Origin of the sequence: Salinigranum rubrum (assembly GCF_002906575.1) — an archaeon.
In the GTDB taxonomy this organism is placed as follows: domain Archaea; phylum Halobacteriota; class Halobacteria; order Halobacteriales; family Haloferacaceae; genus Salinigranum; species Salinigranum rubrum.
This window is the reverse complement of the sequence record NZ_CP026309.1, coordinates 3,688,382-3,714,285: the sequence shown is the minus strand read 5'-3', so window position 1 is coordinate 3,714,285 and position 25,904 is coordinate 3,688,382. Positions and strand designations below refer to the sequence as shown.

Here is a 25,904-nt window from a genome sequence, read left to right as displayed (position 1 = left end):
GTATTCATGGTTTACTTTGGTATCACGAACCGGCGTACAACCGTGTGCAATGTCTACACAAAACACGCTCCACGCCGATATCCTCGGCCGAGACGTCACGTTCGACTACTCGGAGAACTGGATCGGCTACTCACTGTTCTTCATGCGGGTGACGATGGGGTGGGTCCTCTTTCAGGGCGGCATCACCAAACTCGTCACCTACCTCGACGCCGACCCGTCGAACAACTGGACCGCGGCCGGCTATCTCGCCAACGCCATCCCTCCGGGTAACCCGTTCATCGGGCTGTTCGGCACGATGGCCGGGAGCCCCTTCATCGACATGCTGAACATGTGGGGACTCACGCTCACCGGACTCGGCCTCATCCTCGGGGCGTTCGTCCGTTGGAACGCCTTCTGGGGTGCGGTCATGATGCTGTTTTACTGGCTCGCGGCGCTCCAGGGTGGGCTCCTCGCCGGCCTCCCCCTCGAACACGGCTGGGTCGTCGACGACCACCTCGTCTACGCGTTCCTCCTGTTCGGGCTGGGGGCGTTCGGCGCGGGCCGTATCCTCGGCCTCGACGCCCGCATCGAGAGGCTCTCGGTCGTCCAGAACAACCGGTGGCTCAAACTCCTGCTCGGGTGACCGGAGGGCCCTGTCCGCTTTCTCGCACCGGCTCACACGTCCACCGACGCCGCCCGCGCCTCACCGACCGAGCATGACGTACCGAACCGGGTCGGTCTCCATCGTCCAGTCGAACGCCCGGACTCGACCGCTCTCCACGTCGATGCGGACCGCCGTCGCGCCCGACCGCTGCGGCACGGGAACGGTGAGCAGCACGGCCGGCGGAACCCGATAGCGGTAGTCGACGAGAGCGCCGCCGCCGACGCGAACGCGGATCCGTTCCTCGCGCTCGCCGGGGTTGTACACCCGGAGTTCGGAGCCGGCGCGTCGTCCCCGGGGGTCGAACCCGCCGTCCGGATACCCCGTCGCCTCCCCCTCGACGGCGAGGGTGCAGTCCGGGTCACAGCGCAGGGGGCGTGAGAACCTGACGCCGGCCGCCACACGCACCCGGAGCGTCGCCAGCGACGGCGTCACGCGCCAGTCGAACTCGTCGCGGACGCCCGACGCCGTCTCGACCACGACACGGTAGGTTCCGGGGGAACCCGGCCGTCGAGGGTGAGCGCCGTCCCGCGCCGGACTGTCCGGCTCTCGACGAGGACGCTCTCGCCGTTTCGGTCGACCGCCACCGTCACGTAGCGGTCCTCGTCGGCGCCGTTCACGACGGTCACGACGCCGTTCGGTGCCGTCGTCCCTCGGCCGGGGTCCTCCGGCGTCGCCGTCTCCCCTTCCGACACGGACCGCGTCGCCGTGTTCGTCTCCGTCATCGTTTCCGCGGAGCCGCAGCCGGCGACGCTCGCCAGCAGCGCCGCAAGCACGGTTCGGCGTCGGTACGCCACACCTGTCTCTGGCGGGATGTCGGTAAATCTCCACGGGTCCGAGCGTCACAGACCGGTCTGCTGGAGGCTCGCGCCCCCCGTCGCGTCGACGACGACGGCCGCCGGGCCGTTCGGCGGGCAGGACCACCACGTCTCGCGCGTCTCCGGTCCGCCGTCGAGCCGTATCCCGACCTCGTACCGTCCGGACCCGTCGACCGGCACCACTGCCGCACCGCCGCCCGGTTCGAGGACGAACCGCTCTTCGAACGCGACCGTGTCGCCGCGCTCGACGGTCACCGTCACCGCGTGCGTCTCGCCGTCGGCGTTCCGGACGCGCAACTGCGAGTTCGCCGGGCCACACCCGACCGCGAGGGTCGACACGTCGACGACGCGCGAGGGCTCCTCGGGGACGCGCCACGCGCCGGCGACGCGCTCGCCTCCCACCTCCACCGCTACCCGGTAGGTTCCGCTCCGGTACGTGAGCGGGACGACCACCTGCGCCTCGTGGTCGACCCGGTACCGCGCGTCGACGAGCGCCTCCCCGTCGAGCGCGACCGAGAGGGAGACCTCCGTCGCCGGTCCCGGGTTGCGGAGAACGACCTGCGCCGGCGCGTACCACCGCGGACTGCCGTCGCCGACGAGCGGTTCGTCGAGTCGCTCGCCGCCCGCGAAGACACGGCAGTCGGTGCCACACCGGACCGTTCGGAGCACGCCGATTCCGTCGGTCAGGGTCACCGCGAGACCGTCGAGACGCTCGACGACCTCCCAGCGGTACGTCGCGCGGTCGCCGTTCGCGGTTTCGACGACGACGTCGTACGTCCCGCCGCGGTCGATGGGCGTCCGCACCGTCCGCCGCTCGCCGGGGACGAGTTCGAGGCTCTCGACGAAGGCGGTCGAGCCCCGGTACTCGACCGCGACGGTGACGAACTGCGGCTCCGCGCGTGGGTTTCCGACCGAGACGGACTGTCGACGGACTCGCGGGCCCGACGGCGCCGACGAGGAGGACACCGACCGCGCCGGCGTGGGCGTCGGCGTCTCCGCCGTCACACCACTCTCGGTCGTCTCGCCACAGCCCGCGACGGTCGTCGCGAGCAACGCGAGGAGGCGTCGGCGGTAGAGGGTCACGGTCGACGTACGGACGGCGGGGTCAAACCTCCCGCGGCCGGTCACCACTCCCCGACGCACGCTCGCGACCCGTCAGGTGGGAAGCGCCCGTCGTCGCTTGAGTTCGACGGCGACGAACACCGCGACCGCGAGCGGCAGCAACACCAGTCCGGGTGAGAGTTCCGGCGACTGGTAGTACTCGGCGATGCGGACCCAGGGTGCGACGACGTCGCCCGGATACGTCGGGACCGGAAGGAGGGGCCACAGGAGGAATTCGAGGTTCCCCGCCGTCCTGACCCCGGCGAAGTCCACGACGACCACGTCTCCGACGATGTGGGAGACGTGCCCGAACCCGAACGCGACCGCGAGGTGTGGGCGGTCGTACCGGCGGGCGAGGGCCCAGGCCACCGCGAGCACTCCGACCGCGAACAGCAGCGAGTGGCCCATCGCCCGACCGCTGGGCAGTATCCCGACGAAGGCGAGCGGCTTGTCGACGAGGTCGGGGAACTGCGTCCCGACGAGGAGGGCGCCGAGCGTCAGCCCGTAGGGCAATCTGTGCCTCGTTGTCCACGCGAACGCGACGTAGAGCAGGTAGCCGAACAGCGCGTGACCGAGCGGGAACACGGTGACTGTTCGTTTCGCCGACGTGGCGGTAAGCGCTCCGGTTCGGTACCATCGTCGCCCGCCGGTCGCCGTCGAGTCTGTCGTTCGCCCACGCGGCGGCCTCGCCGGTCGGCACCGTGACCGTCGAGACGAAGCGGTTTTGGCCGGCCCCCCGATAGGAGAGGCAATGAGTGAGCCAACGCCCGAGGTGTACGAGCGGGGTCGCGGCATGGACGCGCACAACCAGGTGATGCGCGACATCCGCTCGGAGAAGGAGGAGACGTACGACCCTCACGAGCCGACGCGGGTGTGGCTCGACGAGGACAACACGCCCGACGGGGTGCGCCAGTCGCTCACCATCATCCTCAACACCGGTGGGTGTCGGTGGGCGCGCGCCGGTGGCTGCACGATGTGCGGGTACGTCGCCGAGAGCGTCGAGGGCGGCACGGTGCCGCACGAGGCGCTGATGGACCAGATCCAGGTCTGTCTCGACCACGAATCGGAGAACGCCGACGAACCCGCGCCCCTGATCAAGATTTACACGTCGGGGTCGTTCCTCGACGAGCGGGAGGTCCCCGCCGAGACGCGCGCGGCCATCGCCGCGACCTTTTCGAGTCGGGAGCGCATCGTCGTCGAGTCGCTCCCGGACTTCGTCTCCCGCGAGAAGCTCGCGGACTTCACCGATCACGGGTTAGAGACCGACGTCGCGGTCGGCCTCGAAACCGCCACCGACAGGATCAGACACGACTGCGTGAACAAGTACTTCGACTTCGACGACTTCATCGCCGCGAGCGAGGAGGCCGACGCGGCCGGGGCCGGAATCAAGGCGTATCTCCTGATGAAGCCGCCGTTCCTCACCGAGCGCGAGGCGGTCGAAGACATGATCTCCTCCGTGCGACGGTGCGCCGAGTACGCCCACACGGTCTCGATGAACCCGTGTAACGTCCAGCGGTACACGATGGTCGACGAACTGTTCTTCCAGGGCGGGTATCGTCCGCCGTGGCTCTGGTCGGTCGCCGAGGTGCTCGAACGAACGGCCGGGACGGACGCCATCGTCGTCTCGGACCCCGTCGGCCACGGCTCCGACCGCGGTCCGCACAACTGCGGCGAGTGTGACGACCGCGTCCAGCGCGCCATCAAGGACTTCGACCTCCGGCAGGACCCGTCGGTGTTCGACCAGGTGTCGTGTGACTGTGAGGCGACGTGGCGCGCGGTCCTCGACGAGGAGGCGGCCTACGCGATGCCGCTCGCGCGGTGAGCGGGTCGAACAGGAGAGTAGGTCCGCCCTAAACAACCAATTTAGCCCGTCTCAGGCCCCGCGAGACGAACTGTGCGGCCTGTCAACAGCTGTCCGCCGCTCCGAACTCGATCACTTAACCGGCCGTTGGTGCGTGTAAGCCGAGCCTTCCGGGTCTGGAAAGCGGCGCGTACCAAAGTAGCCGTAGTACGTGTACTCTCGTGATAGCCCCTCGCTATCCCACACCCATGTCGGAACACGCCTACAAATCGGTTCATTACAAGGACGGTTGGCTCGAGATCCGCGAAGACGGCAACGCTGACGGCTGGATCGCGACCGATACGCCCACGTGGATCGAACTCTAGTTCCCCCCGCGAGTCCTCGTACGAGCGACCGCACGACGGCGTGACGGTCGCCCGTGTCGACAGGCTCCTATACGCCTACACGAGACCCTGTAGTATCCCCTGCCCGTCCGTGCGTCCGAGGTCCGGGAGGGTCGCTCGCTCGGGATGCGGCATCAACACCGCGACGGTGTCGCGCGCTCCGAGCACTCCCGCCACGTTACCGACCGAGCCGTTCGGGTTCGCCTCCTCCGTCACGTTCCCCTCGCTGTCACAGTATCGAAAGAGCACGCGCCCCTCTTCGTCGACTCGTTCGTAGCGTTCCTCGCTCATCTCGAACCGCCCCTCGCCGTGTGCGATGGGGAGTTCGACGACGTCGCCCTCCTCGTACGCGCGCGTCCACGGCGTGTCCGCCCGCTCGACGCGGACGAAGACGTGTTCGCACTGGAAGCGCGCGCTCCGGTTCGTCGTGAACGCGCCCTCGGTGAGCCCCGACTCACAGCCGATCTGTGCTCCGTTACAGATGCCCAGCACGGGGACACCCGCCTCGGCGCGTTCGCGCACCTCGTTCATGATCGGCGAGCGCGCGGCCATCGCCCCCGCGCGCAGGTAGTCGCCGTAGGAGAATCCCCCGGGGATGACGATTCCGGTGGTGTCCTCGGGGAGGCCGTCCTCGTGCCAGACGCGCCGCGCGTCGACGCCCAGATGGGTGAGCGCCTGCACCGCGTCGCGGTCGCAGTTCGACCCGCCGAACTGGACGACAGCGACGGTCACCGCCGACACCTCCGTGTGGCGGGACTGAGCGTCGGTGTCGGAGACGAGAGGGTCACCGCCGACACCTCTGTGTGGTGGGACCGAGCGTCGGTGTCGAAACTGCCACCGTCATTCCCGCTCGGTGACCTCCACGTCGTAGTCGTGGATGGTCGGGTTCGCGAGGAGGCGTTCTGCCATCTCGTCGGCACGGTCCTCGGCGTCCCGGGCCGACGGAGCGTCGAGGTCGATATCGAACCGGTCGGCGGAGCGGAGCGCGTCGAGCTCGAACCCCAGTCGTTCGAGCGCGCGCTTCGTCGTCTCCGCCTCCGGGTCGAGCACGCCGTGTTTGAGGCGCACCGTGACCGTCGCGGTGTAGGCTGTCATCGTGCGGGGGTGCGTGGTCATGAGCAAAAGCCGTTTTGGACTGTGGATGATATACACGGATACGTATATCCACTCGCGTTCGTGACGGCCGCCAACCGGTTCTCTGCCGGTGAGAACCGCATTACTGTCGATGCTTCACTCCTCCGGCCCTGCACACGAGCCATGTACGATACCGAACTCACCGTCGCGTCTGCCAGCGCTGCGGTGTGGTCCACGCCACGGCGTCGCCTATCGGCCCGGTTCGCTGTCCGGTCTGTGACGGGCAGCACTTCTCGGCGTACGCTCTAGCCAACACTGTCACCCGGGACCTGTCCTCCGTTTTAAGCGCAATTGGCGAGCGCACCGTTCGGGTCGACGTCGGGACTCCGGTGACGAGCGAGGGCTGGTCGTCGCCTACGGTGCCGTCGTCGAACCGGCTGACCCGTCGTAGCCCCCGGCCGAGACGACCCGACGCGTCCTCGGGAGGGCGTGTTACTCGCGTTCGAAGGAATCGTTTTGCGGAAAACGGAAGGAGTTTACGCGCAGCCCGTTTTTCGGGAGTATGTTCGGTCTCGAACAGTCGGAGGTGACGGTATGACGCGCGAGTACACCCAGGTCACGGTCATCGGAGACGACAAGACCGGAATCGTCGCGAAGTTCACCACCCTGCTGTTCGAGCGCGGAATCAACATCGAGGACGTCGACCAGGCGGTCCGCGACGGCGTCTTCCGGATGACGCTGCACGCCGACACCGCGGGGATGGTCTGTACGAAGGAGACGCTCCGCGAGGCGCTTTCGGACCTCGGGGAGGAGATGGACGTCGACGTCCAGGTACGCTTCCCCGCCGACCGCGAGACGAAGCGCATCGCCGTCCTCGCGACCCGGGAGTCACACTGCGTGGAGATGCTGTTCGACGCGTGGGCGAACGACGAACTCGACGCCGAGATATCGGTCGTCATCGCGAACCACGACGACCTCCAGCCGCTCGCCGAACGGTACGACGTTCCCTTCCACGACGTCGGCGACGGGAAGGGGTCGCCCGACGAGGACGAACTCATCGACCTCTTAGAGGAGTACGACGCCGACCTCGTCGTCCTCGCCCGCTACATGCGCATCCTCTCGCCGAACGTGGTCTTTCGGTACGAGGACCGCATCATCAACATTCACCCCTCTCTCTTGCCGTCGTTCCCCGGCGCGGCCGCCTACCGACAGGCGAAGGAGGGGGGCGTCCGCATCGCCGGTGTGACTGCTCACTACGTCACGACCGACCTCGACCAGGGCCCCATCATCGCCCAGCGTGCGTTCGACGTGCCCGACGACGCTTCGCTGGACGAACTGAAAGCGCGTGGACAGCCCCTCGAAGCTGAGGCGCTCTTAGAGGCGGTGAAGCTGCACCTCGACGACGCGGTGACGGCCCACCGGGGCCGGACCAGCCTGCGCGACGGGGTCGACGAGAGCGAGTACAAACTCGGCCTGGGCGACATCGGCAACCCGGACCGCCCCGTCGACGGCCTCGACGAGGCGCTCGCGGCGAGCGAACGGGCGGCTGATGGGTCGGCGGACGACGACGCGAGCGAGGAGTCGGACGCCGAAGTGAAAGCCGAGGCGACGACGACCGACTGACGATTCGGTTCGTTTCGACGGTCGAGACTCTCTCTCTCGTCTTCGCTGAATCACTCGAAGCGTGGGGGCTCTATCGTGGTGAGTACGGATGAAGGACGTGCCGTCGGGTCGTCTCGGGTCCGTCGATGAGAGCGTCGGAGACAACCGAACGGTCGTGCGGTGGCTCATCCCGTGCTGTCCATGCTTCAGTTTGCGCTGCCCATCTTCCCGCCCAGTTCGTCGTTCTCCTTCACAGCGACGTACACCGCTCCAGTTCTCCGGACTGAGACTCCCAACGGACGTTTGATACGTCCGCCGCCCGACGACGCGTCTATGACACGCGAACTCGACGTCGACGTCGCCTACGAGGTGCCCGACGGGTGCCTCGACGACGTGGTCCGCCTCCTCCGGTCGACGGGGTGGGCCGCCGACCGCGACGCCGACGGCGTCCGTCGGATGCTCGACCACACCGACGTCGTCGTCTGCCTCGTCCGCGAGGTGGTGAGCGGTCGCACCCGGGATACAGAAGTGGTCGGCTTCGCCCGCGCGCTCACCGACTACGAGTACCGGGCGTTCGTCGAGGACGTCGTCGTCGGCGTCCCCTACCGTGGGAGAGGCCTCGGGTCGAAACTCGTCGAGGAACTCTGTGCGCATCCCGAACTCGTCGACGTCGAGCGACTCGTCTTGGAGTGTCGACTCGACCTGGTCGACTTCTACGAACGGTTCGGTTTCCAGCGGGTCCCGAGCGAGGCGGTGTTGCTGAAGCGCGAGAGGGATTGAGAAGCAACGGCGGGGTAGTCTCGTTCGTTGATGACGGGTGAGAATGAGAGAGCGCGCGGGATTTTCGGGGTCCTCTCGTCGAACTACTCCACGTCGTTATCTCACGTTTCGACAGCATCACGCGGAGTCTCACGAAGCGTGAAGTGCCGCCGACTCCTGCTTCCGACGTGAACGAATCCGAACTCGACCGCGCGCTCAGGGAGACGTTCGACGGCAGCGACGCCGAGCGCCGCGTGGTGGTCCGCCAGGCGCTCGACCTGGCCGATTCGGGGAAAGCGGCGCGAGACCGTGGGGCGTCGTTGTCGGTGGAGGAAATCGTGACGAATCTCGAAGACGCACCCGACGAGAGCGTGGCGAACCGCTGGAACTGGTGGATGGGGGCGTTGGAGGTGGCTTATGGCGGGTACGAGACGTTTCAGGTGCGACGATACGCGAGTGACGACACTGGCGAGGAGTAGCCGGTGATACCTCTCACCAATGTAGCGTGCGATAAAGAAAGGTGTTCAGCGGTCTACGACTGGAACTCGGCCTGACCGATGGTCGCGGTCTTGTCGGAGTTCGACGAAGCCCAGATGACGCGGACGGAGTCACCGTCGGAAGCCGATCCGCCGGAAAGCCCCAGTGAGTCACCGGCTGCGACGTCCCCAGCAGCCGTCCAGTTGCCACCGTCGTTAGCCCAACTTCCGGAATCATCACCGTCGGGTGCCCACGCCACTTCACTACCAACGTTCACTTGAAGCTGGTCAGCGGGGATTGAATCCCCCCATCGTGAGTCACATTGATGACATTCGGGCTCCCACTGAAATCGAAGGCGAATTGAGCCTGTGGTGCGCTCTCAGACACCTGATCGCCCAGCCCAAGCACGAAGGTGCCGATGACTGCGGCAAGGATGACTGTAATCGCGACCATTAGGATGACGCCGATGACCGGGCTGACTGCGCGTTCTTCCGTGAATAGGTTCTTGAAGTTCATTGATTATGCCTCGAATCGACCGATCGTGGCGGTCTTGTCGCTGTTCGGACTACTCCAGATTACACGGATCGTCTCACCAGTGAAGTCGACCGAGCTGTCTGCCTGCATGCTGATGGTTGCACCTGCAGAGACGGAGTCACCGGAGGCGAATTCACCGGCATCGACGAGGTTGATGCTGGCGTCGCCGCTCGACCCACCACCGGCGGAAGTTCCGGCTGAGTTGTTATATGTGCCATCACCATCACCGTCGATAGTGAAATCGACACCGGACGATACGTTGAGATCCTCCGCATCTATCGCATCACCACCGTCATGAGTAATGTTGACGTAATCTGCCCCGTCGAAGTCGAACGTAAACTGTGCCTGGGGTGCGCTCTCGGAGACCTGATCACCAAGCCCGAGAACGAACGTCCCGATGACGGCCGCCAGGATCACCGTGATCGCCACCATGAGGATGACGCCGATGACCGGGCTGACTGCGCGGTCTTCCGTGAAGAGTTGTTTGAAGTTCATTGTCGGTTTCTCTGCACGTTCTGACCGAACAGGAGAGTCCCGTCGACGCACACGGCGTGTGCCCAGCGGGACATCCCACTGCTCTCCCTCGGTCGACCGTGCTTGAGCGCTGATTCCAAACTGAGCTATTAAAATCTGCCTCGCCGATTTTCATCTATGATACTGTGTAGATATAGGGGACTTAAACAGTACTTAAACGAGGTTGCGAAGTGGCTCTCGGAGCAGTTCTTCGATGGACGGATAGATATCACAATCGAGACCCTGTGTCAGAGAAACCGACGGACGGAAGCCGCCGGAGTCGGTACACTCACGACAGATGAAGCTCCAGTTCCTCGGCGGCGTCCGCGAGGTCGGTCGGAGCGCGCTCCTCGTCAACGACTCGCTCCTCATCGACTTCGGGATGCTGACGGGGAACCCGCCGCAGTTTCCCGTCTCGACCCCCGACCCCGACGCCGTCGTCGTCAGCCACGGACACCTCGACCACGTCGGCGTGGTCCCGTCGCTGCTCTCCGGGCGGGACCGTCCATCCATCCACTGGACGCCGCCGACGCAGGAACTGGCGCTCACGCTCGCGCGAGACACACTGAAACTACACGGTGGGAGCTACGACTGCCCGTTCACCGAGAACGACGTCAAGCGCGTGACGGAGGTGTCACAGACCCACGGGTACCAAGAGACGTTCACGGCCGCCGGCCACGAGGTGACGTTCTTCGACGCGGGTCACATCCCCGGAAGCGCGCACGTCCTGGTGGACGACAGCGCGGTGCAGCGCACCGCGAGCAACCGGACGCAGTCCGACGACGGCGGCACCCGACTGCTCTACACCGCGGACTTCCACACCGAAGACCAGCGCATCGTCGCGGGCACGAGCGCCCGTCCCGACGCCGACGTGGTGGTCTGTGAGAGCACCTACTCGGACGTCGACCACGACCCCAGAGCGGAGGTCGAAGCGCGGTTCGTCGAGAGCGTCCGGGGGACGCTGTGGGAGGGCGGCACCGTCGTCGTTCCGGCCTTTGCCATCGGTCGGACCCAGGAGATGCTTCTCGTCTGCGAGGCGTACGACATCCCCTGCTACGTCGACGGGATGGGCACGGAGGTGACGCGGATGCTCCGTCAACACCCCGGATTCGTCCGCGACGCCGACGCGCTCGACCGCGCGGCCGCCCACGCGCGGTTCGTCACGAGTCACGGTCAACGAACCAGAATCGCACAGCAGAACGCCGCCATCGTCACGACGAGCGGGATGCTCTCGGGCGGGCCGACCATGACCTACATCCCCGAGATTCGCGCGAACCCGACGAACAAGATCACGCTCACCGGCTATCAGGTGGCGGGAACGCCCGGTCGACGACTGCTCGACACCGGACGAGCGGAGATCGACGGGCGCGTCATGCCCGTCAGCGCGCGCGTCGAGTCGTACGACTTCTCGGCCCACGCCGACCACGGGGGACTGCGGTCGTTCCTCGACGCCTACGCGGACGAACGGGTGTTCGTCGTCCACGGCGACCGGTGTGAGGCGTTCGCCGACGAACTCCGAGCGGACGGCGTCGACGCGCGTGCGCCGGAACTGGGCACGGTCGCCGAGGTGTAGCTGATTACTCCGCTTCGGTCGACGCTTCGACCTCGAAGGAGAGCCACCCCTCGGTGTAGGAGACGCCACCGCGTTCACGGAGGTGCGGTTCGACGCGGACGTCGTACCCGTACACCGTCGCGGTGCCCTCACGAAGCTCCGCCGCAATCCGTTCGAACGTCGCCGCGAGCGCGGCGTTCCGGTCCCTCGTGTCGGTCATACGTCTCGTAGGTGCGGCACGCCCAAAGGCCTGCGGCCCGCCGAATGCTCGACGGTGGATCCCGCATGCGGCGGTTCCTTCCGTTCGGCCAACAGCTATCCCTGCGGCGACCGTGACCCACCTATGGTCACGAACGAGAGCGATACGTTCGACATCGGCGGCGACCTCACGGTCCACCGACTCGGCTTCGGCGCCATGCGCGTCACCGGCGAGGGCATCATCGGGGAACCCGACGACGTCGAGGCTGCGAAAGAGGTCCTCCGGCGCGCGGTCGACCTCGGCGTCGACTTCGTCGACACCGCCGACTCGTACGGCCCCGGCGTGAGCGAACGGCTCATCCGCGAGGCGCTCCATCCCTACGACGACGTCGTCGTGGCGACGAAAGGTGGCCTCCTGCGCAACCGCGACACCGACTGGCTCCCCCACGGCGACCCCGACTACCTCCGGAACGCCCACCTCTGTAGCTGCGACCGCCTCGGCGTCGACGCCATCGACCTCTACCAGTTTCATCGACCGGACCCCGACGTCCCCTTCGCCGAGTCGGTCGAGGCGCTCGCGGAACTGAAAGACGACGGCGTCATCCGGCACGTGGGGCTGTCGAACGTCTCGGTCGAACAGTTGGAGACGGCCCGCGAGATGGTCGACGTCGCCACCGTTCAGAACCGCTACAGCGTCGTCGACCGCGAGAGCGAGGACGTCCTCGACGCGTGTGAGTCGTACGACATCGGGTTCATCCCGTGGTTCCCCGTCGGCGCGGGCGACCTCGGGGCCAAAGGCGACCTCTTGGAGGATATCGCCGCGGCCCACGACGCCTCGGTGTACCAGGTCGCGCTCGCGTGGCTGCTCGCGCACTCGCCCGTCACGCTCCCCATCCCGGGGACGTCGAGCCTCGACCACCTCGAAGAGAACGTCGCGGCGTCGGCGCTCGAACTCGCCGACGACGAGGTCGCGCGGCTGTCGGCCTGACGCCGGCGGGACGCGTCCCATCGGCGTCACCCTGACCACGGGACATATTGTCCTGCGTGACGTACTCTCGCCCATGGACCGCACGCCTCCCGACCTGACCGACGACGAGCGAGCGGCACTGCACGAACTCCAACTCGGTGTCGAGGGTGTCCACCGCGCGTACGGCCACCTCCTCGCGTTCCACCACGCCATCGGACGGTCGATGGACCACTTCGCGGCGGCCGAACCGCTCCTCAGAGCCAGCGGCCACGCCGCCCACGCCGACGCCATCCGCGACGACCACCTCCCCGCGGGCGTCGTCGACGACCGCTGGTCGTACGAGGTCGTCGAGGCGTTCGAGTCGGGCTTCCTGACCGACGTCGCCGGGTTCGAAAAGAGCGTTCGGTCTGATCTCGCCGGTGGACAGACCCACGTCGCAGAACGCGTTCAGCAGCAGGCGTGGCGCGAGCGGGCCCAGGACTGAGGCCCTCTTCCGCGGCTCAATCGTCGACAGCCTCGAACGACCCTTCGAACGCCGACACCTCGACGTCACGACCGAGCCAGTCACGAAGCCCTTCGACGAGCGCCCGCCGCTGGACGACGGCGAAGCCGGCGAACACCACGACGAACCCGACTCCCGTCTCGGGTGCGACGGTCTCGCCGAGGACGGCCCAGCCGGTGAGGGCGGCCACGACCGGCATCGCGTACGCCGTGAGGTTCGCCCGCACCGGCCCCACCGCGCCGATGAGCGCGTAGTACGCGGGGTACGCCACGGCCGTCCCGACGAGGCCGACGTAGAGTACCGCACCCAGTACGTCGGGCGTCCACGCGACGGGGGCCGACTCGTTCAGTCCGAGGCTCACGCCGTGAACCACGGGCGCAGCGAGCGCCATCGACCACCCCGTCAGCGCCAGCGTCGGCATCGTCGGGCTGATGCGGCGGAGGAGGACGCTCCCGAGCGCGACACAGACGGCCGCGCATGCGACGAGGCCCTGCCCCGCGCTCCCGACGAGGTTCGCCGGGTCGGGCTGGACGATGACGACGACGCCGGTGAGTCCCAGGAGGAGGCCGGCGGCGTCCGCGAGCGACACCCGCTCGTCGCGGAGCAAGAAGACCGCGAACGCCGGCGCGACGACGGGCATCAGTCCGTAGACGACTGCGCCCGCGTTGCCGGACGTGGTCGTCTGACCGACGAACAGGAGGACGTTGTTGGCGACCACGACGAGGAGGCCGCTGGCGACCACGCCGAGGACGTCCGCGCGAGAGCGGGGCCGCCACGCGTCGTACCGGTACCACGCGTACGCGAGGAGGACGACGGCGGCGACGTCGACGCGGAAGGCGGCGAACAGCACGGGCGGGAGCGACACGAGGCCGGCTTCGATACCGACGAACGAGGTGCCGAAGCAGAACGCGGTCAGGGCGAAGCAGAGCGCGGCGCGACGACTCATTTGCCCACCCCCCACGCGGCGACTGTTCGGTGTGTCGCCGCGCGGGCGGTGGATGGTCGAGCGTCGGTGCGAGACGGGAGGAAGGATATCGGAATCACTGTCGCTTCTCAATTGAAAGAGGGGATTTGCCGTGAAGTAGTCGTCGATTCGACCGAAAAGTATGAGAGTATTCGACAACACTCGGGTTCGCACGCCACACGACGATGCTGTCCGTTCACGGCGGAACAGGTGCGCCGACGCCGTCGACGCGGGATGCGGTCACTCCTCGGCTGCCTCGACCCTGGCGGCGTACTCCTCGAGTTCGTCGGCGAGTTCGCGTGCCTGCGCCGCCGAGAGCGTCACCCGGTCGGCGTGTGCCGGAAGCGTCTCTAGCTGGGTGTTGTCCAGTTCGAGTTCGAGCGTCACGTGGTCGGGGTCTCTTCTGGGAGCCGTGACGTTGAGGACGGCGAACGCCTCCTCGTCGAAGTCGTGCCCCTGCGCCGAGCCGTCCAACATGTCGAAGGTGGTGTACGCGTTGATCTTCAGGAGCCGGTCTGGCATGCGAGAGGGTGGGTGACGCGCCGCCAAAGGCGTGTCGCGTCCGCCCCGCGCGAAACATACGCCACGTCTCGTCGTCCCCCGTCATCCCTCGCCCATCGTGTCGTTGCCGCTTCGTTCTCCCGTCCCGTCGTTCACTGGCTCCGCCGTTCCCCTCCCCGTCTCGTCCGTTCCACCGACGTACGTCAGGGGGACGACACCGGTGAGGAGGACCGATGCGTACGCGAGCAGGAGGAGACCGCCGAACGTCGAACCGACCGACGGCGCCATGTTGGTGAAGACGGTCTCGAACGCCGTGACGGCGACGGCGTCGAGGACCATCCCGGGGAGAACGAGCAGCGTCGCGGCCGTGAGCCGTCGGTCGGGTGGAACGTCGAAGAGCGAGTAGACGGCGAACGCCAGCATGGCCATCACCGGGACCGTGGCGACGAACACGAGCGCGACCCGGCCGCCGTCGTCGGGCGGGAGCAGCACCTGGCCGACGAACAAGAACGCGAGCGTCGCGAGAAACCAGAGGCCGATTCCCGTGCCGACGAGCGCCGCGGCCTGCGTGCGCGAGTCGACGACTGCCTCGCGGGAGAGCGGTGACGACATGTAGAGAAACACGTCGTCGGCGAACGTCAACGTGCCGACGGAAGTGAACGAGTCGTCCGGTCCCGAAGGGGCAGAGCGGTCGGAGGACAGTTCAGTCGTCGGCCGGGAGCGGGGCCCCGTCGCGGTCTGTCGGTGCGGGCGAGGCGCCCATGTCGTCGTCCTCGGCGTACGGGTACCAGGTCATCTTCGTGTTGTGCATCATCGGGTCGTCGTAGTCGGTCTCTTCGGGTTCGACGAGCGAGTCGAGGAACTCCTCGTCGTCCTCGTGGCGTTCGACGAACTCGCGGAACGTCTCGCCGCCCTCTCGATGCTCCTCGAAGTTCGCGAGCAGGTTCCGGATGGCTCCGGGGACCTCGTCGACGGGAACGCGCTGGGTGACCCACTGGGTGAAGCGTGGGTTCTCGCCGAGACCACCGCCGAGACCGATGTCGAGCGCCTCCACCGGTTCGCCGTCCTTCCGGGTCTTCATCCCCCGCAGGGAGATGTCGGCGATCTGCGGCTGGGCGCAGGATGCGGTACAGCCCGAGAGGTGGATGTGGAAGTTCTCGACGCCTTCGGGGAGTTCGACGTTGTCCTTCAGCCAGCGCGCGTAGCGCACCTGGCGGTTCTTCGTCTCGACGATGGAGAGCGAGCAGAACTCCGTCCCCGTGCAGGCGACGGAGCCCCGCATGAACGGGTGGGGCTCCGGCGAGTAGTTCTCCAGAAGCGGCTCTTCGAGGAGTGCGTCGAGGCTCTCCTCGGGAACGTCGGTGATGATGACGTTCTGCCGCTGGGTGACGCGGACCTCGCCCGAGCCGTACTCGTCGGCGACGCGAGCGAGTTCGCGGGTGTCCTCGGTGGCCATCCGCCCGACGAGGACGTTCAGCCCGACGTAGTACTTGCCATCACGCTGTTCGTGGACCCCGACGTGGTCGGAGTGGCCGCCCGTCGCGCGACCGGAGTTGTACGAGTAGCTCTCGCGGAGGTCCGCACCCGCCGTGCGAAGCTCGAAGTCGACGTACTCGGACTGGAGAGTCTCGCGGATCTCTTCGACCCCCATCTCGTCGACGAGGAACTTCATCCGTGCGCTGTAGCGGTCCTCGCGGTTGCCGTAGTCGCGGAACAGCGCCGAGATGGCGCCGCCGACCTCGGCGGCCTCTTCGGGCGTGACGAACACGTCGAGCCCCCGCGCGAGCCGCGGTTCGTTCCGGGCGAGACCGCCCCCGACGTTGACGTTGAAGCCCTTCACTTCCTCGCCGTCGACCTCCTTCGTCGCGGGCTCGAAGGCGAGGTCGTTGATGTCGCCCTGGCCACAGCCCTCGCGGCAGCCGGTGACGGCGACCTTCCACTTCCGGGGGAGGTTCGAGTGCTCGTCGTGGCCCTTGTACGTCTCGTGGAGCCCTTCGGCGACGGGCAGCGCGTCGACGTGTTCGTGCCTGTCCTTCCCGGCGACGGGACAGCCGACGATGTTCCGCCAGGAGTCACCACAGGCTTGCTGCGTGGACAGTCCCACGGATTCGAGTTTCTCGAAGATATCGGGGATGTCTTCGAGCTTGATCCAGTGAAGCTGGATGGATTGGCGGGTGGTCCAGTCGACCCAGCCGTTGCCGAAGATGGGGTTCTCCTCGGGGCCCTCGGCGTACTCCTCGGCGATCTCGGCGACGACCTCGGTCTGCCCCGGCTTCAGCACGCCGTTGGGCGTCCCGATGCGCATCATGAAGTACGACTCCTGGCCGTTGCGCTGGTGGTACAGCCCCCACCATTTGAAGCGCTCGAACCACGCGTCGTGTTCGTCCTCGGGAATCGCGTCCCACCCCTCCTCCGCGAAGCGGAAGAGGTGCTCCCGTATCTCGTTACCGTAAACCTCCGACTTCCAGTTCTCGACGTCCGTCGGCATTCGTGTCCACGCCTACCGTCTCCACACGTAAGCCCACCCGTATGCCGTCAACCCTTCCCGGTGCTTCGGGGAACAGGAAATTATTGCTGACTCGGGCGACGGGCATGTGCGCGCGGCGCACGAGCGGGTCGGAGGACGCTCTCGCGGTCGATATCCCGGTACGCGCCGTCGACGATCCGGCCCACCGGAAGCCACGGCGTTATACCTGTCTCACCACACGCGATGCACTGCCCGTAGACGCGCGCCTCGACTGTCCGGCCATCGACGCCGACCTGCTGGAAGTTCTCGACGACGAGGTCGGGAAGCGTACAGGAGCAGAATTCCGGCTCGTGGAAGCGCCAGAGTTCGCTCACGCTCACGCGGCGCTCGTCGTTGACGGAGACCCACGCCCCGTCGTCGAGGATTCGAAGGGCGACGCTCATACCCACGGTTAGCGCGGGAGATACGAGTACGCCGTGGCCGGTGCAATCCCTGACGAATCCGGTGACGAGCCGTTTCGGGCAAACCGCAGGACGCCGGTATTTTTCGGCAGAAGCGTACGTCGAAGATAGAGGCAGTAGTCTCCGCTAGCCGGGAGTGCTGGCATCGATTACTGCCTGAGGCGCCCTTATTTCCTTCCCGTCCCTGAGCGTAATCGATGACCGACTATCTGCGGAGTCGCTACCGACAACACGCACCAGCGGACGTCGCACCGGAACTGTACGACGACGGGGAGAACGGTCGATGAGCGAGGAACCCGCCGTCGCGACCGAGGGCGACGACGAGAAGGTGGACGCCGACACGACCGAAGGCGACGACGTCGACACGGCACACCTCGACGATGTCGAGCCCGGAGCGGGGTGCACCGAGATATGGGAGCACCTCTCCGAGCGTCGCGAACAGGCCGGCTCCGACTGATCCGATGCCGTGCCGTTCGACCGACAGTACAGCAAGGTGTTTTTGTGGTCGACGACCAAGCAACGGTCGAGATGAGTGACGGAGACGGCCCTCGGCGGTGGACGCATCCGGCCGACCGGGAGGAACCGGTCGGCGAACCGGTGGTTCGCGCCGACCCGTCGGTCACAGGTGAGCGCGCGCGTGAAGCCGTCGGCTTCGACCCCGACGACCCGGAGAGCGTCCAACTCGCGGCCGAGACCGTCCGTTCCTTCTCGGAGAACACCGTCGGCGCCGAGGACAACGTCTACATGCTCCGCGGTGCAGCAGCGTGTGCCGCGCTCGTCCGCGGCGTCGGCTCGTACAAGCGCGCCGCCGAGCGGGCCGGCGGCGACGTCTCCGTCTCGTTCATCCGGAAGTGGGCCCGCGTCCACGACCTCCCGCAGGCGGTCCGGCGTCACGTCGCCCGCGGCGACATCGCCCCGACGGCCGCCAAGCACATCGCCCGCGTCTCCGGCGATGCCCGCTTCGCGCTCGCGTGGGCCGTCCTCGACAGCGACCTCACCGTCAGAGAAGTGCGTCGAGCCGCGAGCGCCATCAACAACGGGACGCCCGTCGAGGAGGCGCTCGCCGAACACGGCGTCGTCCTCGGCGAACTCGCCACTCGCCTTCCCCCCGACCTCTACCTCGAACTCCGGCGTCGTGCCTCGCTGGAGAACGTCTCCCCGGACGACGTGCTCGCCGACGCGCTGACGGCGTACTTCGACTGAGTGCTGAGCGAACGTGGCGAACAGGCGACCCGACGCGGACACGAGACGATGAGTCGCACTCACGCGGGACGTCCCGTGATTGGTGGTTAGGTGATGAGACGGGATGGTCTCGGCCTCGTATATGAACGTCCGGTCTCTCGTTCGCTCCCTCCCGCTCCGACTGGACAGTAAACGTTTATCAGTGCACCACGGTTAAGAAACCGTGAGGGCCGGTAGCTCAGTTCGGCAGAGCGTCTGGCTTTTAACCAGACGGTCGGGGGTTCAAGTCCCTCCCGGCCCGTTTTCCGGCGAACGACGCGAGCAGTGAAGAGCCACGGCGGACTCGAATCAGAGCGTGAAGCGAGCGGAGCGAACGGAACGACCACGGTTCGTCCCTCCCGACCCGTGAGAACTCCGCGAGCGACGACGAGGTTACTCCGTCCGCTCGCCCTGATAGCTCCCGTCGTACGTCCCCTCGTGAGTCGCCTCGGCCAGTACGAGTTGCGCGATGCGCGCGCCGCGTTCGAGTTCGATGGGGTGGTGCACCTGCAGAAGCCCCTCGCCTTTCCCCTCGTACCCGGCGTCCCACACCGCGGTGTTGAGCATACAGGAGTTGCGCATGAGCGACGACCGGGGATAGATGAATCCGACGTGTCCCTCGGGGATGTGGACAGTCTCGGCGTACTGGAGGACGTACCCCCCGGGCGCGAGCGACGCCCACTCGCGGCCGTCGCGGGATTCGAACTCGACCGCCCGGCGCTCGCCGATGCGTTTGCCGTCGGTCGCTATCCGCCCGGGCTCCGTCTGTTCGAGCACCGACGCGAGCGTGAGGTCGACACCGTTCGGCTGGACCTGCGTCTCGTCGACGGGCGTGACGTTGTCGGCGACGTACGGACCGCTTTCGAACATGGCGGGGAGTGGAGCGAGTCGACGCAAGACGGTTTCGAAGGCGGCCGAAGCAGCGCGAGACCACTTCGTCACCGGCGGAGCCGTCGCCGACTCACCACGGCGCGCGCGAACGTTTACTCGGTGTCGAAATATTTTGAATATCTCCGCGAAAATTGCCTGACTGCGGGCTATTCTGCATGGTTGACCAACAGGAACAAGGAGGATTTATATCCGTCCGTCGTCGACGGGCAAACGTTATGGGACTGACGTTGACCGAGAAGATCCTCGACGACCACCTCGTCGAGGGTGAACTCGAGCCCGGCGACGAGATCGGGATCGAGATCGACCAGGTGCTCACACAGGACACGACCGGCACGATGGTCTGGCTGCAGTTCGAGGCGCTCGACCTCGACGAGGTTCAGACGGAGCTGGCGGCGCAGTACTGCGACCACCAGACCTACCAGTTCGACTTTAAGAACACGGACGACCACCGCTTCCTCCGCTCCGCGGCCGGGACGTACGGCGCGTACTTCTCCCGACCGGGCAACGGTATCTGTCACAACGTCCACAAGGAGAACTTCGCCGCGCCCGGCAAGACGCTCCTCGGTTCGGACTCGCACACGCCGACGCCCGGCGGGCTGGGACAGCTCGCCATCGGCGCCGGCGGCCTCGACATCTCCGTCGCCATGGGCGGCGGCGCCTACTACGTCGAGATGCCCGAGGTCGTGAACGTCCGCCTCGAAGGTGAACTCCCCGAGTGGTCCACCGCGAAGGACGTCATCCTCGAGATGCTCCGCCGCGAGACGGTCAAGGGCGGCGTCGGCAAGGTGTTCGAGTACACCGGACCCGGCGCCGAGTCGCTGACGGTTCCCGAGCGGACGACTATCACGAACATGGGGACGGAACTCGGTGCGACCTCCTCCATCTTCGGCACGGACGAGAAGACCCGCGACTACCTCGCCCGTCAGGGTCGCGAGGAGGACTTCGTCGAACTCTCGCCCGACGAGGACGCCGAGTACGCCGACGAGATCGTCATCGACCTTTCGGAACTCGAACCCCTCATCGCCCAGCCGTCGATGCCCGACAACGTCGTGCCCGTCCGCGAGGTCGCCGGCACGGACGTCGAGCAGGTCATCGTCGGCTCCTGTACCAACGGCGGCTACGAGGACGTCCTCCCGGCCGCGAAGATGGTGAAGGGCCGCGAGATCAAGAAGGACATCGAGATGATCGTCGCCCCCGGTTCGAAGCAGGCCGCCGAACTGCTGGCCCGCGAGGGCTGGACCGCAGAGATGATGGCCGCCGGCGTGAACGTCTCCGAGGCGACGTGTGGGCCGTGCATCGGTATCGGCCACGTTCCCGCGTCGGATTCGGTCTCGCTGCGGACGTTCAACCGCAACTTCGAGGGCCGGTCCGGTATCGAGGACGACTCCGTCTTCCTCTGCTCGCCCGAGGTCGCCGCCGCCGCGGCCATCAAGGGTGAGATCATCGACCCCCGGGACCTCGCCGACGAACTCGGCGACCTCGACGCGCCCGGCATCGAACTCCCCGACCAGTACGACGGCTCGAAGACGGACCTCATCACGCCCGACGAGGCCATCGACGACGAACTCATCAAGGGCCCGAACATCGGCTCCGCGCCCATCGGTGACCCGCTCGAGGCCGACATCGCCGGCGAGGTGCTCCTGAAGATGGAGGACAACATCACGACGGACCACATCATCCCGGCGACGTCGGACATCCTCATGTACCGCTCGAACATCGAGAAGCTCTCCGAGTTCACGCTCTCGCGCGTGGACGAGACGTTCGCCGACCGCGCCAAGGCGGCCGACGGCGGCGTCCTCGTCGCGGGCGAGAACTACGGGCAGGGCTCCTCGCGCGAGCACGCCGCGATGTGCCCGCTCTACCTGGGTGTCGAGGCCGTCCTCGCGCAGTCGTTCGCGCGCATCCACAAGGCGAACCTGTTCAACTTCGGCATCCTACCCCTGACGATCGACTCGGACACCTACGAACAGATCGACCAGGGCGACGACGTCGAGGTCGTCACGGACGTCGCCGAGGCCGTCCAGGCCGGCGAGGAGGAGTTCACGGTCCGCGTCAACGACGACTGGGAGGCGACGGCCACCCTCAAAGCGTCCGAGCGCGAGCGCCGCATCCTCGCCGCCGGTGGCAAGCTTCGACTCACGAAGCAGCAGTACGAGGAAGACAGCGGCGGCGCGGCACCCGCCGACGACTGACGCCGACCTGTCGACCACTTCTCAGCTTTTTTTCACCGTCCGAGCGACAGCTATCGGGAGCGGGCCGTCGACCTTTTGCGGCGCCCGGTCGTATCCGACGCTGTGTCCCCTCCTCCCAGCCCTGACGACGACGCCCTCCCGCCCGACGAGGAGGTGGTGATCCGACAGGCCGAACAGGCCGACCTCCTCGACGTGTTCCGGCTCGAACGGTCGACGTTCCCCCAGCCGTGGCCCTTCTCGGCGTTCGAGTCGTTCCTCGGCGAGCGCGGCTTCCTCGTCGCACAGTCCGGCACCTCCCCCGCCATCGTCGGCTACGTCGTCAGCGACACGACCCCGAACTACGGTCGGGACATCGGCCACGTGAAGGACCTCGCGGTCCACCCCGACGCGCGCGGACGGGGCCTCGGTCGGACGCTGCTCCGACGGGCGCTCGGGACGCTCGCCTCGGACGGTTCGGCGCTCGTGAAACTGGAGGTGCGGACGACGAACGACGCCGCCATCGCGCTGTACCGGAGCGAAGGGTTCGAGCCACTCCGTCGCATTCCTCGGTACTACGCGGACGGCGAGGACGCCTTCGTGATGGTGCTCGACCTCGCGGAGTGGGACGACTCGCCCCTCGACGGGAACGACTCGGGCGGGCGGACGCGCGAGTCGCGCGGCGCGTGACGACGCCGACATCGATGCCGATGTCGACGTCGTACGTTGACGTTTTTGCTCGTCGTCGACAACGACCGCCCATGGGCTACGCCTGTCCGGTCTGTGACGACCCCCAACAGGACGCCGAGCACCTCGCCAACCACCTCGCGTTCCAGGCGCTGACACACGGCGACGACCACGAGGCCTGGCTCGACGAACACACGCCCGACTGGGCCGAAGGCGGACCGGCGGACCTCGCGCCTCGACTCGAAGGACTCGCGGAGGAAGCCGAGTACGAGGCGGTGTTCGAGGACACCACCGAGGAGTCGAGCGACGGGGAACTGTACGACCCAGACCTGCAGGGGGTGGACGGACTCCCAGGACACGACCACGACCACGGTGGCGCAGGCGCACACGGTCACGGTCGTGGACACGGCCACGGTCACGACCACACGGGGGGTGACGGCATCGACGTCTCGAACCTCGACCCTGACGCGCGCGAAATCGTCGACGAAGCCCAGGAACTGACCCGGGAGATGCTCGACGACAGCGAGGGCGACGACGAGGAGTAAACGCCCTCATCGCGTCGTTACACGGGCTTCACGGTCGGCGTCCGTCGCTAAGCGCCGCGGTCCCGCCGGCGACCACGAGCAAGAGCGCCGTGCCGACGCCGACGAGGGCACACCCGGACGAGGTCGTCGCCGGGCGAGGTGAAGAGACCGAAGCGCCCGAGTCGCCCCCACAGGTCTTCGACGACGGGCACGCTGATGCCGGCCAGGAACCACACCGCCGGGACGGGCGCGAGTCGGAGTTGTTGGCCGAGGACGCTCGCGGCGTTACTCGCGACGAGCGGGGTCGCTTCGTCGCCGAGTCTGACCCCGCGGACGACGACGTACGCCAGCGCCGTCACCACTCCGACGGTCCGGACGGCCCGGGAGACGAGCGGCTCGAACGCGAGCCACGAGAGGACCGTCCAGAGGAGGAGTACACCGGCGAGCGGGAGGCTCTCGCGGAGCGCCCGGCCGGGCTTGAGGGGCGACGGCGGCGAGACGGAGACGAACGGGGGGCGTTCGGTGAGGGCGCGGTGGGGAGCGAGGGAAGGCATCCAACGCCGGGGCGTTCGACCGACGAGCCGAACGGTGCTGTGGTCGGCTCTCCGCTCCGACACAGGTAAACCGGGGCCGCCACCAGGAGTAGCTAATGCGTACCGAGGGAACCCTGGCACCCGACACCCACGAGGAGGCGCGCGAGGCGTTCGAGGCGGCCGGACCCGTCGCCCAGCGGGTCGTCCGCGAGACGGCACGGGCGATGGCGTTCGACCCCGAGGAGTACCGTGAGCGCGTCACGAGCGACGTCGTCTCGACGGCCCGGGACGTGCTGTTCGCCTCCCGTCTGCTGATTCACAGCGGGACGCGCGCGGAGTTCGACGAGTGGTGTGTCGACCACGACGCGTTCGAGGTGAGCGAGGTGGGCAGTCCGAACGTCGACCGACTCGTCTGGCACCCCGCGCCCTTCGTCGACAGCGTCGTCGCCGCGAGCTATCAGGACGAGCGCGACGCCGCGGTCGAAATCCTCCGCCGGCAGGCGCTCGGCCGGATCTACCGCGTCGAACTCGACGCGATGGAGGGGGCCGCGGTGACCGACGTCGTCGAGGGGGGTTCGGAGGGCGGTCCCGAAATCGGAACCGAGGACGGGAGCGGGGACGTCGACCGATGACGGACGACGGTCGCCGGCACGAGGACCTCACAGACCCGGAGTGGCCCGTCGTCGAGTCCGAAGTCGAGTACGAGACGGGGTGGTACACGGGCGGGTACGACCTCGTCGAACAGCCCGACGAATCGACGAAACGGTACTACTGGGCGGAGCTCGCGACGGCCGTGGTCGTCGTCAGCGTCACCGACGACCAGCTGGTGATGGTCGAGCAGTACCGGCCCACGATCCGAGAGAGGCAGCTCGAACTCCCCGCGGGCATCGTCGAGAGGGGCGAGTCCTTCACGCAGGCGGCCGAGCGCGAACTCCGCGAGGAGACCGGGTTCGAGGCGTCGTCGACGAGCCTCCTCCAGGAGGTGTGGTGTACGACCGGGATGCTCAGACACCGCCGCGGCTTCGTCTTCGCGGAGGGGCTCTCGCCCGTCGACCAGGAACTCGACGACAACGAGTTCCTCTCCGTGCGGGCGGTTCCGCTCGACGACGCCGTGAGCGTGGCCCGTTCACAGCCGACTAACGACGCCACCGTCGAGGGTCTCCTCATCGCTCACGACGAGGGGCTCATCTGAGTCGGAGAACTCGAAGACCACTGACCGTGTGTATTCCATCGGTTCTGGTGAGACGCGTTCGATTGCAGCCACGCACACCGCGGGGACCGCACGGTCGCCAAGGCGGTGAGGCCACAGCCACCGGAGCACCGCTGTTGCTCCGAGCCTTCGCTCGGTTCACCCGCTCTCGCGCGCGGCTATCGCAGCCTGGCGCGCGGAAGCAGAGCGAGACGGCAACACCGCCTCGCAGCCCACGCGGGACGGGCTCGGCCGTCCCGCCGATGAACGAGTACGGCGAGCGAACGACGCGCGAGGGGCGACCGAACGAGCGGAGCGAGTGAGGGAGTTGGTCGAGGAGGGCGAGGCTGCGGCTCACCGCGCCCGTGCCCGCGCAACCTCTGTCATCACGTACCCGTCGACACCGATGTAGCCCTGATCATCGATGCGTGTCCGAACGGCCCCGCTCGCACGCACCGAACACCGCATGAGCGCCGAGGGACTTATCCACACGTACCCGTTCTACCCGCGTATGGACGGCGAGATCTCCACCGACGAGGTCGCTTCACTCTTGAACACAGAGGACCGGCCGCGCATCGTCGATATCCGGTCGCCGGCGGCGTTCGCCCGCGGCCACATCCCCGGCAGCGAGAACGTCCCGTTCGGCCGCCTCCCCGAGATGGTCGAGTCGCTCGCCGACGCCGACCACATCGTCACGGTCTGCCCCCACGGGAAGGCGAGCGTCCAGGCGGCCCGCCTCATCACGTCGTTCGAAGGCACCCAGGGCGCGCGGGTCGAGAGCATGGCCGGCGGCCTCGACGCGTGGGAGGGACCGCTCGAAGCCGACGGCGAGAAGGCGAACGCGGGGTCGACAGCGGACGAGGCGGCGGCCGATTCGAGCCCCGACGCCCCGTTCTGAGCGACGCGTCAGCCCCGGCGACCTCGAACCCTCGAAAGGGGACAGCCACGGCTCGAGGGTCCCGACGACACGAGAAACGACCGACTCGACGCGGACTGCGCTTACGCCGTCCTCATGCGACGTTGAAGCCCTTGTCGCGGAGGAAGTCCTCTACGCGCCCGGTGTGGTTCCCCTGGAGTTCGATGGAGCCGTCCTCGACGGTTCCCCCGCAGGCGAACTTCGACTTCAGGTCCGACGACAGGCTGTCCATGTCGACGTCCTTCGGGTCGAACCCCTCGATGACCGTTACCTCTTTTCCGTAACGTCGCTCGTCGATGTGGATATTGATCTCCTGGGATTCGCGGGCCACGTCCTCACAGACGCAGAGTTCCTCAGGCAGTCCACACGTCGAGCATACCTCTGACATTCCAAGCAGAAATCTGAGAGCGAGATACAAAACAGTATCGGGAAGAAACACCCTGTGAGTCCACCCGTGACCG

32 protein-coding genes, 1 tRNA gene and 1 pseudogene are annotated in these 25,904 nt (G+C 67.1%); 17 read left to right on the top strand and 17 right to left on the bottom strand.

Going from position 1 to position 25,904, the window contains the following annotated elements; translation table 11 throughout:
• The first annotated feature begins 49 nt into the window (after positions 1-49).
• On the top strand, positions 50-622 hold the full coding sequence (locus C2R22_RS18245; RefSeq protein WP_103427031.1) for a DoxX family membrane protein: 573 nt from the start codon (positions 50-52) through the stop codon (positions 620-622).
• A gap of 60 nt (positions 623-682) precedes the next feature.
• Here C2R22_RS18245 and C2R22_RS18240 read toward each other — a convergent pair whose 3' ends face one another.
• From C2R22_RS18240 to C2R22_RS18225, 4 genes are all read right to left on the bottom strand, one after another.
• Complete coding sequence (locus C2R22_RS18240; RefSeq protein ID WP_103427030.1) at positions 683-1,120, bottom strand: hypothetical protein; 438 nt, start codon at positions 1,118-1,120, stop codon at positions 683-685.
• A complete protein-coding gene (locus tag C2R22_RS18235; RefSeq protein WP_103427029.1) occupies positions 1,072-1,437 on the bottom strand; it encodes a hypothetical protein in 366 nt (121 codons plus the stop codon). Before C2R22_RS18235 ends, C2R22_RS18240 begins: the two co-directional genes overlap by 49 nt.
• A 45-nt stretch (positions 1,438-1,482) precedes the next feature.
• Positions 1,483-2,541, bottom strand: coding sequence for a hypothetical protein (locus C2R22_RS18230; protein ID WP_103427028.1), 1,059 nt, complete (start codon positions 2,539-2,541; stop codon positions 1,483-1,485).
• Between the two features lie 72 nt (positions 2,542-2,613).
• Positions 2,614-3,144 carry a metal-dependent hydrolase gene (locus C2R22_RS18225; RefSeq protein ID WP_162562565.1) on the bottom strand — a complete coding sequence of 177 codons (531 nt, stop codon included), beginning with the start codon at positions 3,142-3,144 and terminating at the stop codon, positions 2,614-2,616.
• Positions 3,145-3,310: 166 nt separating this feature from the next.
• Here C2R22_RS18225 and C2R22_RS18220 point away from each other — a divergent pair, with 166 nt between their 5' ends.
• The gene (locus C2R22_RS18220) at positions 3,311-4,381 is read left to right on the top strand and encodes an archaeosine biosynthesis radical SAM protein RaSEA (protein WP_103427026.1); all 1,071 of its coding nucleotides are present in this window, start codon (positions 3,311-3,313) and stop codon (positions 4,379-4,381) included.
• A 419-nt stretch (positions 4,382-4,800) separates the two neighbouring features.
• Here C2R22_RS18220 and purQ read toward each other — a convergent pair whose 3' ends face one another.
• Together purQ and purS are read right to left on the bottom strand one after the other, a co-directional pair.
• Positions 4,801-5,475, bottom strand: a complete 675-nt coding sequence (purQ, locus tag C2R22_RS18215) for a phosphoribosylformylglycinamidine synthase I (protein ID WP_103427742.1) — start codon at positions 5,473-5,475, stop codon at positions 4,801-4,803.
• A gap of 108 nt (positions 5,476-5,583) precedes the next feature.
• Entirely contained in the window at positions 5,584-5,838 is a 255-nt protein-coding gene (gene purS / locus C2R22_RS18210) for a phosphoribosylformylglycinamidine synthase subunit PurS (protein WP_103427741.1), read from the bottom strand.
• Between the two features lie 573 nt (positions 5,839-6,411).
• Between purS and C2R22_RS18205 the strand changes: the two genes are divergently transcribed.
• The 3 genes from C2R22_RS18205 (at position 6,412) to C2R22_RS18195 (ending at position 8,657) form a co-directional block, all read left to right on the top strand.
• Entirely contained in the window at positions 6,412-7,440 is a 1,029-nt protein-coding gene (locus C2R22_RS18205; RefSeq protein ID WP_103427025.1) for a formyltetrahydrofolate deformylase, read from the top strand.
• 312 nt (positions 7,441-7,752) lie between these two features.
• Positions 7,753-8,199: a GNAT family N-acetyltransferase gene (locus C2R22_RS18200; RefSeq protein ID WP_103427024.1), complete on the top strand. Its 447-nt coding sequence runs from the start codon at positions 7,753-7,755 to the stop codon at positions 8,197-8,199.
• Positions 8,200-8,366: 167 nt separating this feature from the next.
• Positions 8,367-8,657, top strand: coding sequence for a hypothetical protein (locus C2R22_RS18195; RefSeq protein WP_103427023.1), 291 nt, complete (start codon positions 8,367-8,369; stop codon positions 8,655-8,657).
• A 53-nt stretch (positions 8,658-8,710) separates the two neighbouring features.
• On the opposite strand, the pseudogene C2R22_RS18190 reads toward C2R22_RS18195, so the two are convergent.
• Both C2R22_RS18190 and C2R22_RS18185 read right to left on the bottom strand, forming a co-directional pair.
• A pseudogene (locus C2R22_RS18190) lies at positions 8,711-9,171 on the bottom strand (type IV pilin).
• Positions 9,172-9,174: 3 nt separating this feature from the next.
• Positions 9,175-9,684 (bottom strand): type IV pilin, encoded by a 510-nt coding sequence (locus C2R22_RS18185; RefSeq protein WP_103427022.1) that lies wholly within the window; start codon positions 9,682-9,684, stop codon positions 9,175-9,177.
• Positions 9,685-10,000: 316 nt separating this feature from the next.
• On the opposite strand from C2R22_RS18185, the gene C2R22_RS18180 reads away from it, so the two are divergent.
• Positions 10,001-11,275: an MBL fold metallo-hydrolase gene (locus C2R22_RS18180; protein ID WP_103427021.1), complete on the top strand. Its 1,275-nt coding sequence runs from the start codon at positions 10,001-10,003 to the stop codon at positions 11,273-11,275.
• A gap of 4 nt (positions 11,276-11,279) precedes the next feature.
• Here the strand turns inward: C2R22_RS18180 and C2R22_RS18175 are convergent, their stop codons facing one another.
• Positions 11,280-11,474 carry a hypothetical protein gene (locus C2R22_RS18175; protein ID WP_103427020.1) on the bottom strand — a complete coding sequence of 65 codons (195 nt, stop codon included), beginning with the start codon at positions 11,472-11,474 and terminating at the stop codon, positions 11,280-11,282.
• A 123-nt stretch (positions 11,475-11,597) separates the two neighbouring features.
• Between C2R22_RS18175 and C2R22_RS18170 the strand changes: the two genes are divergently transcribed.
• The gene (locus tag C2R22_RS18170) at positions 11,598-12,440 is read left to right on the top strand and encodes an aldo/keto reductase (RefSeq protein WP_103427019.1); all 843 of its coding nucleotides are present in this window, start codon (positions 11,598-11,600) and stop codon (positions 12,438-12,440) included.
• A gap of 73 nt (positions 12,441-12,513) precedes the next feature.
• The gene (locus C2R22_RS18165) at positions 12,514-12,903 is read left to right on the top strand and encodes a hypothetical protein (RefSeq protein ID WP_103427018.1); all 390 of its coding nucleotides are present in this window, start codon (positions 12,514-12,516) and stop codon (positions 12,901-12,903) included.
• A gap of 16 nt (positions 12,904-12,919) precedes the next feature.
• Here the strand turns inward: C2R22_RS18165 and C2R22_RS18160 are convergent, their stop codons facing one another.
• The 5 genes from C2R22_RS18160 to C2R22_RS18140 all read right to left on the bottom strand — a co-directional run bounded on the left by C2R22_RS18160 (position 12,920) and on the right by C2R22_RS18140 (position 17,296).
• Complete coding sequence (locus C2R22_RS18160; RefSeq protein WP_103427017.1) at positions 12,920-13,867, bottom strand: DMT family transporter; 948 nt, start codon at positions 13,865-13,867, stop codon at positions 12,920-12,922.
• A gap of 258 nt (positions 13,868-14,125) precedes the next feature.
• Positions 14,126-14,407 (bottom strand): DUF6360 family protein, encoded by a 282-nt coding sequence (locus C2R22_RS18155; protein WP_103427016.1) that lies wholly within the window; start codon positions 14,405-14,407, stop codon positions 14,126-14,128.
• Between the two features lie 81 nt (positions 14,408-14,488).
• Positions 14,489-14,998: a DUF5367 family protein gene (locus tag C2R22_RS18150; protein WP_162562564.1), complete on the bottom strand. Its 510-nt coding sequence runs from the start codon at positions 14,996-14,998 to the stop codon at positions 14,489-14,491.
• Between the two features lie 91 nt (positions 14,999-15,089).
• On the bottom strand, positions 15,090-16,874 hold the full coding sequence (locus tag C2R22_RS18145; RefSeq protein ID WP_103427014.1) for a nitrite/sulfite reductase: 1,785 nt from the start codon (positions 16,872-16,874) through the stop codon (positions 15,090-15,092).
• 80 nt (positions 16,875-16,954) lie between these two features.
• Entirely contained in the window at positions 16,955-17,296 is a 342-nt protein-coding gene (locus tag C2R22_RS18140; protein WP_103427013.1) for a hypothetical protein, read from the bottom strand.
• Between the two features lie 301 nt (positions 17,297-17,597).
• Between C2R22_RS18140 and C2R22_RS25680 the strand changes: the two genes are divergently transcribed.
• The 3 genes from C2R22_RS25680 (at position 17,598) to C2R22_RS18130 (ending at position 18,797) form a co-directional block, all read left to right on the top strand.
• A complete protein-coding gene (locus C2R22_RS25680; RefSeq protein ID WP_173862815.1) occupies positions 17,598-17,771 on the top strand; it encodes a hypothetical protein in 174 nt (57 codons plus the stop codon).
• 71 nt (positions 17,772-17,842) lie between these two features.
• Positions 17,843-18,517 carry a DUF7119 family protein gene (locus C2R22_RS18135; protein ID WP_103427740.1) on the top strand — a complete coding sequence of 225 codons (675 nt, stop codon included), beginning with the start codon at positions 17,843-17,845 and terminating at the stop codon, positions 18,515-18,517.
• A gap of 206 nt (positions 18,518-18,723) precedes the next feature.
• A tRNA-Lys gene (locus C2R22_RS18130) sits at positions 18,724-18,797 on the top strand.
• A gap of 131 nt (positions 18,798-18,928) precedes the next feature.
• On the opposite strand, the gene C2R22_RS18125 is transcribed toward C2R22_RS18130, so the two are convergent.
• Complete coding sequence (locus C2R22_RS18125) at positions 18,929-19,405, bottom strand: deoxyuridine 5'-triphosphate nucleotidohydrolase (RefSeq protein ID WP_103427012.1); 477 nt, start codon at positions 19,403-19,405, stop codon at positions 18,929-18,931.
• Positions 19,406-19,641: 236 nt separating this feature from the next.
• On the opposite strand from C2R22_RS18125, the gene C2R22_RS18120 reads away from it, so the two are divergent.
• The 3 genes from C2R22_RS18120 (at position 19,642) to C2R22_RS18110 (ending at position 22,826) form a co-directional block, all read left to right on the top strand.
• On the top strand, positions 19,642-21,618 hold the full coding sequence (locus tag C2R22_RS18120; protein ID WP_103427011.1) for an aconitate hydratase: 1,977 nt from the start codon (positions 19,642-19,644) through the stop codon (positions 21,616-21,618).
• A 102-nt stretch (positions 21,619-21,720) separates the two neighbouring features.
• Positions 21,721-22,284, top strand: coding sequence for a ribosomal protein S18-alanine N-acetyltransferase (rimI, locus tag C2R22_RS18115; protein ID WP_103427010.1), 564 nt, complete (start codon positions 21,721-21,723; stop codon positions 22,282-22,284).
• Positions 22,285-22,355: 71 nt separating this feature from the next.
• On the top strand, positions 22,356-22,826 hold the full coding sequence (locus tag C2R22_RS18110; RefSeq protein ID WP_103427009.1) for a DUF5810 domain-containing protein: 471 nt from the start codon (positions 22,356-22,358) through the stop codon (positions 22,824-22,826).
• Positions 22,827-22,873: 47 nt separating this feature from the next.
• On the opposite strand, the gene C2R22_RS18105 is transcribed toward C2R22_RS18110, so the two are convergent.
• Positions 22,874-23,359 (bottom strand): hypothetical protein, encoded by a 486-nt coding sequence (locus C2R22_RS18105; protein ID WP_162562563.1) that lies wholly within the window; start codon positions 23,357-23,359, stop codon positions 22,874-22,876.
• A gap of 95 nt (positions 23,360-23,454) precedes the next feature.
• Between C2R22_RS18105 and C2R22_RS18100 the strand changes: the two genes are divergently transcribed.
• From C2R22_RS18100 to C2R22_RS18090, 3 genes are all read left to right on the top strand, one after another.
• Complete coding sequence (locus tag C2R22_RS18100; RefSeq protein ID WP_245902812.1) at positions 23,455-23,970, top strand: DUF5809 family protein; 516 nt, start codon at positions 23,455-23,457, stop codon at positions 23,968-23,970.
• The gene (locus C2R22_RS18095) at positions 23,967-24,530 is read left to right on the top strand and encodes an NUDIX hydrolase (RefSeq protein WP_103427007.1); all 564 of its coding nucleotides are present in this window, start codon (positions 23,967-23,969) and stop codon (positions 24,528-24,530) included. Before C2R22_RS18100 ends, C2R22_RS18095 begins: the two co-directional genes overlap by 4 nt.
• Before the next feature lie 508 nt (positions 24,531-25,038).
• Positions 25,039-25,425 carry a rhodanese-like domain-containing protein gene (locus C2R22_RS18090; protein ID WP_103427739.1) on the top strand — a complete coding sequence of 129 codons (387 nt, stop codon included), beginning with the start codon at positions 25,039-25,041 and terminating at the stop codon, positions 25,423-25,425.
• A gap of 112 nt (positions 25,426-25,537) precedes the next feature.
• On the opposite strand, the gene yciH is transcribed toward C2R22_RS18090, so the two are convergent.
• Complete coding sequence (yciH, locus tag C2R22_RS18085; protein ID WP_103427006.1) at positions 25,538-25,831, bottom strand: stress response translation initiation inhibitor YciH; 294 nt, start codon at positions 25,829-25,831, stop codon at positions 25,538-25,540.
• Between the last annotated feature and the right edge of the window lie 73 nt (positions 25,832-25,904).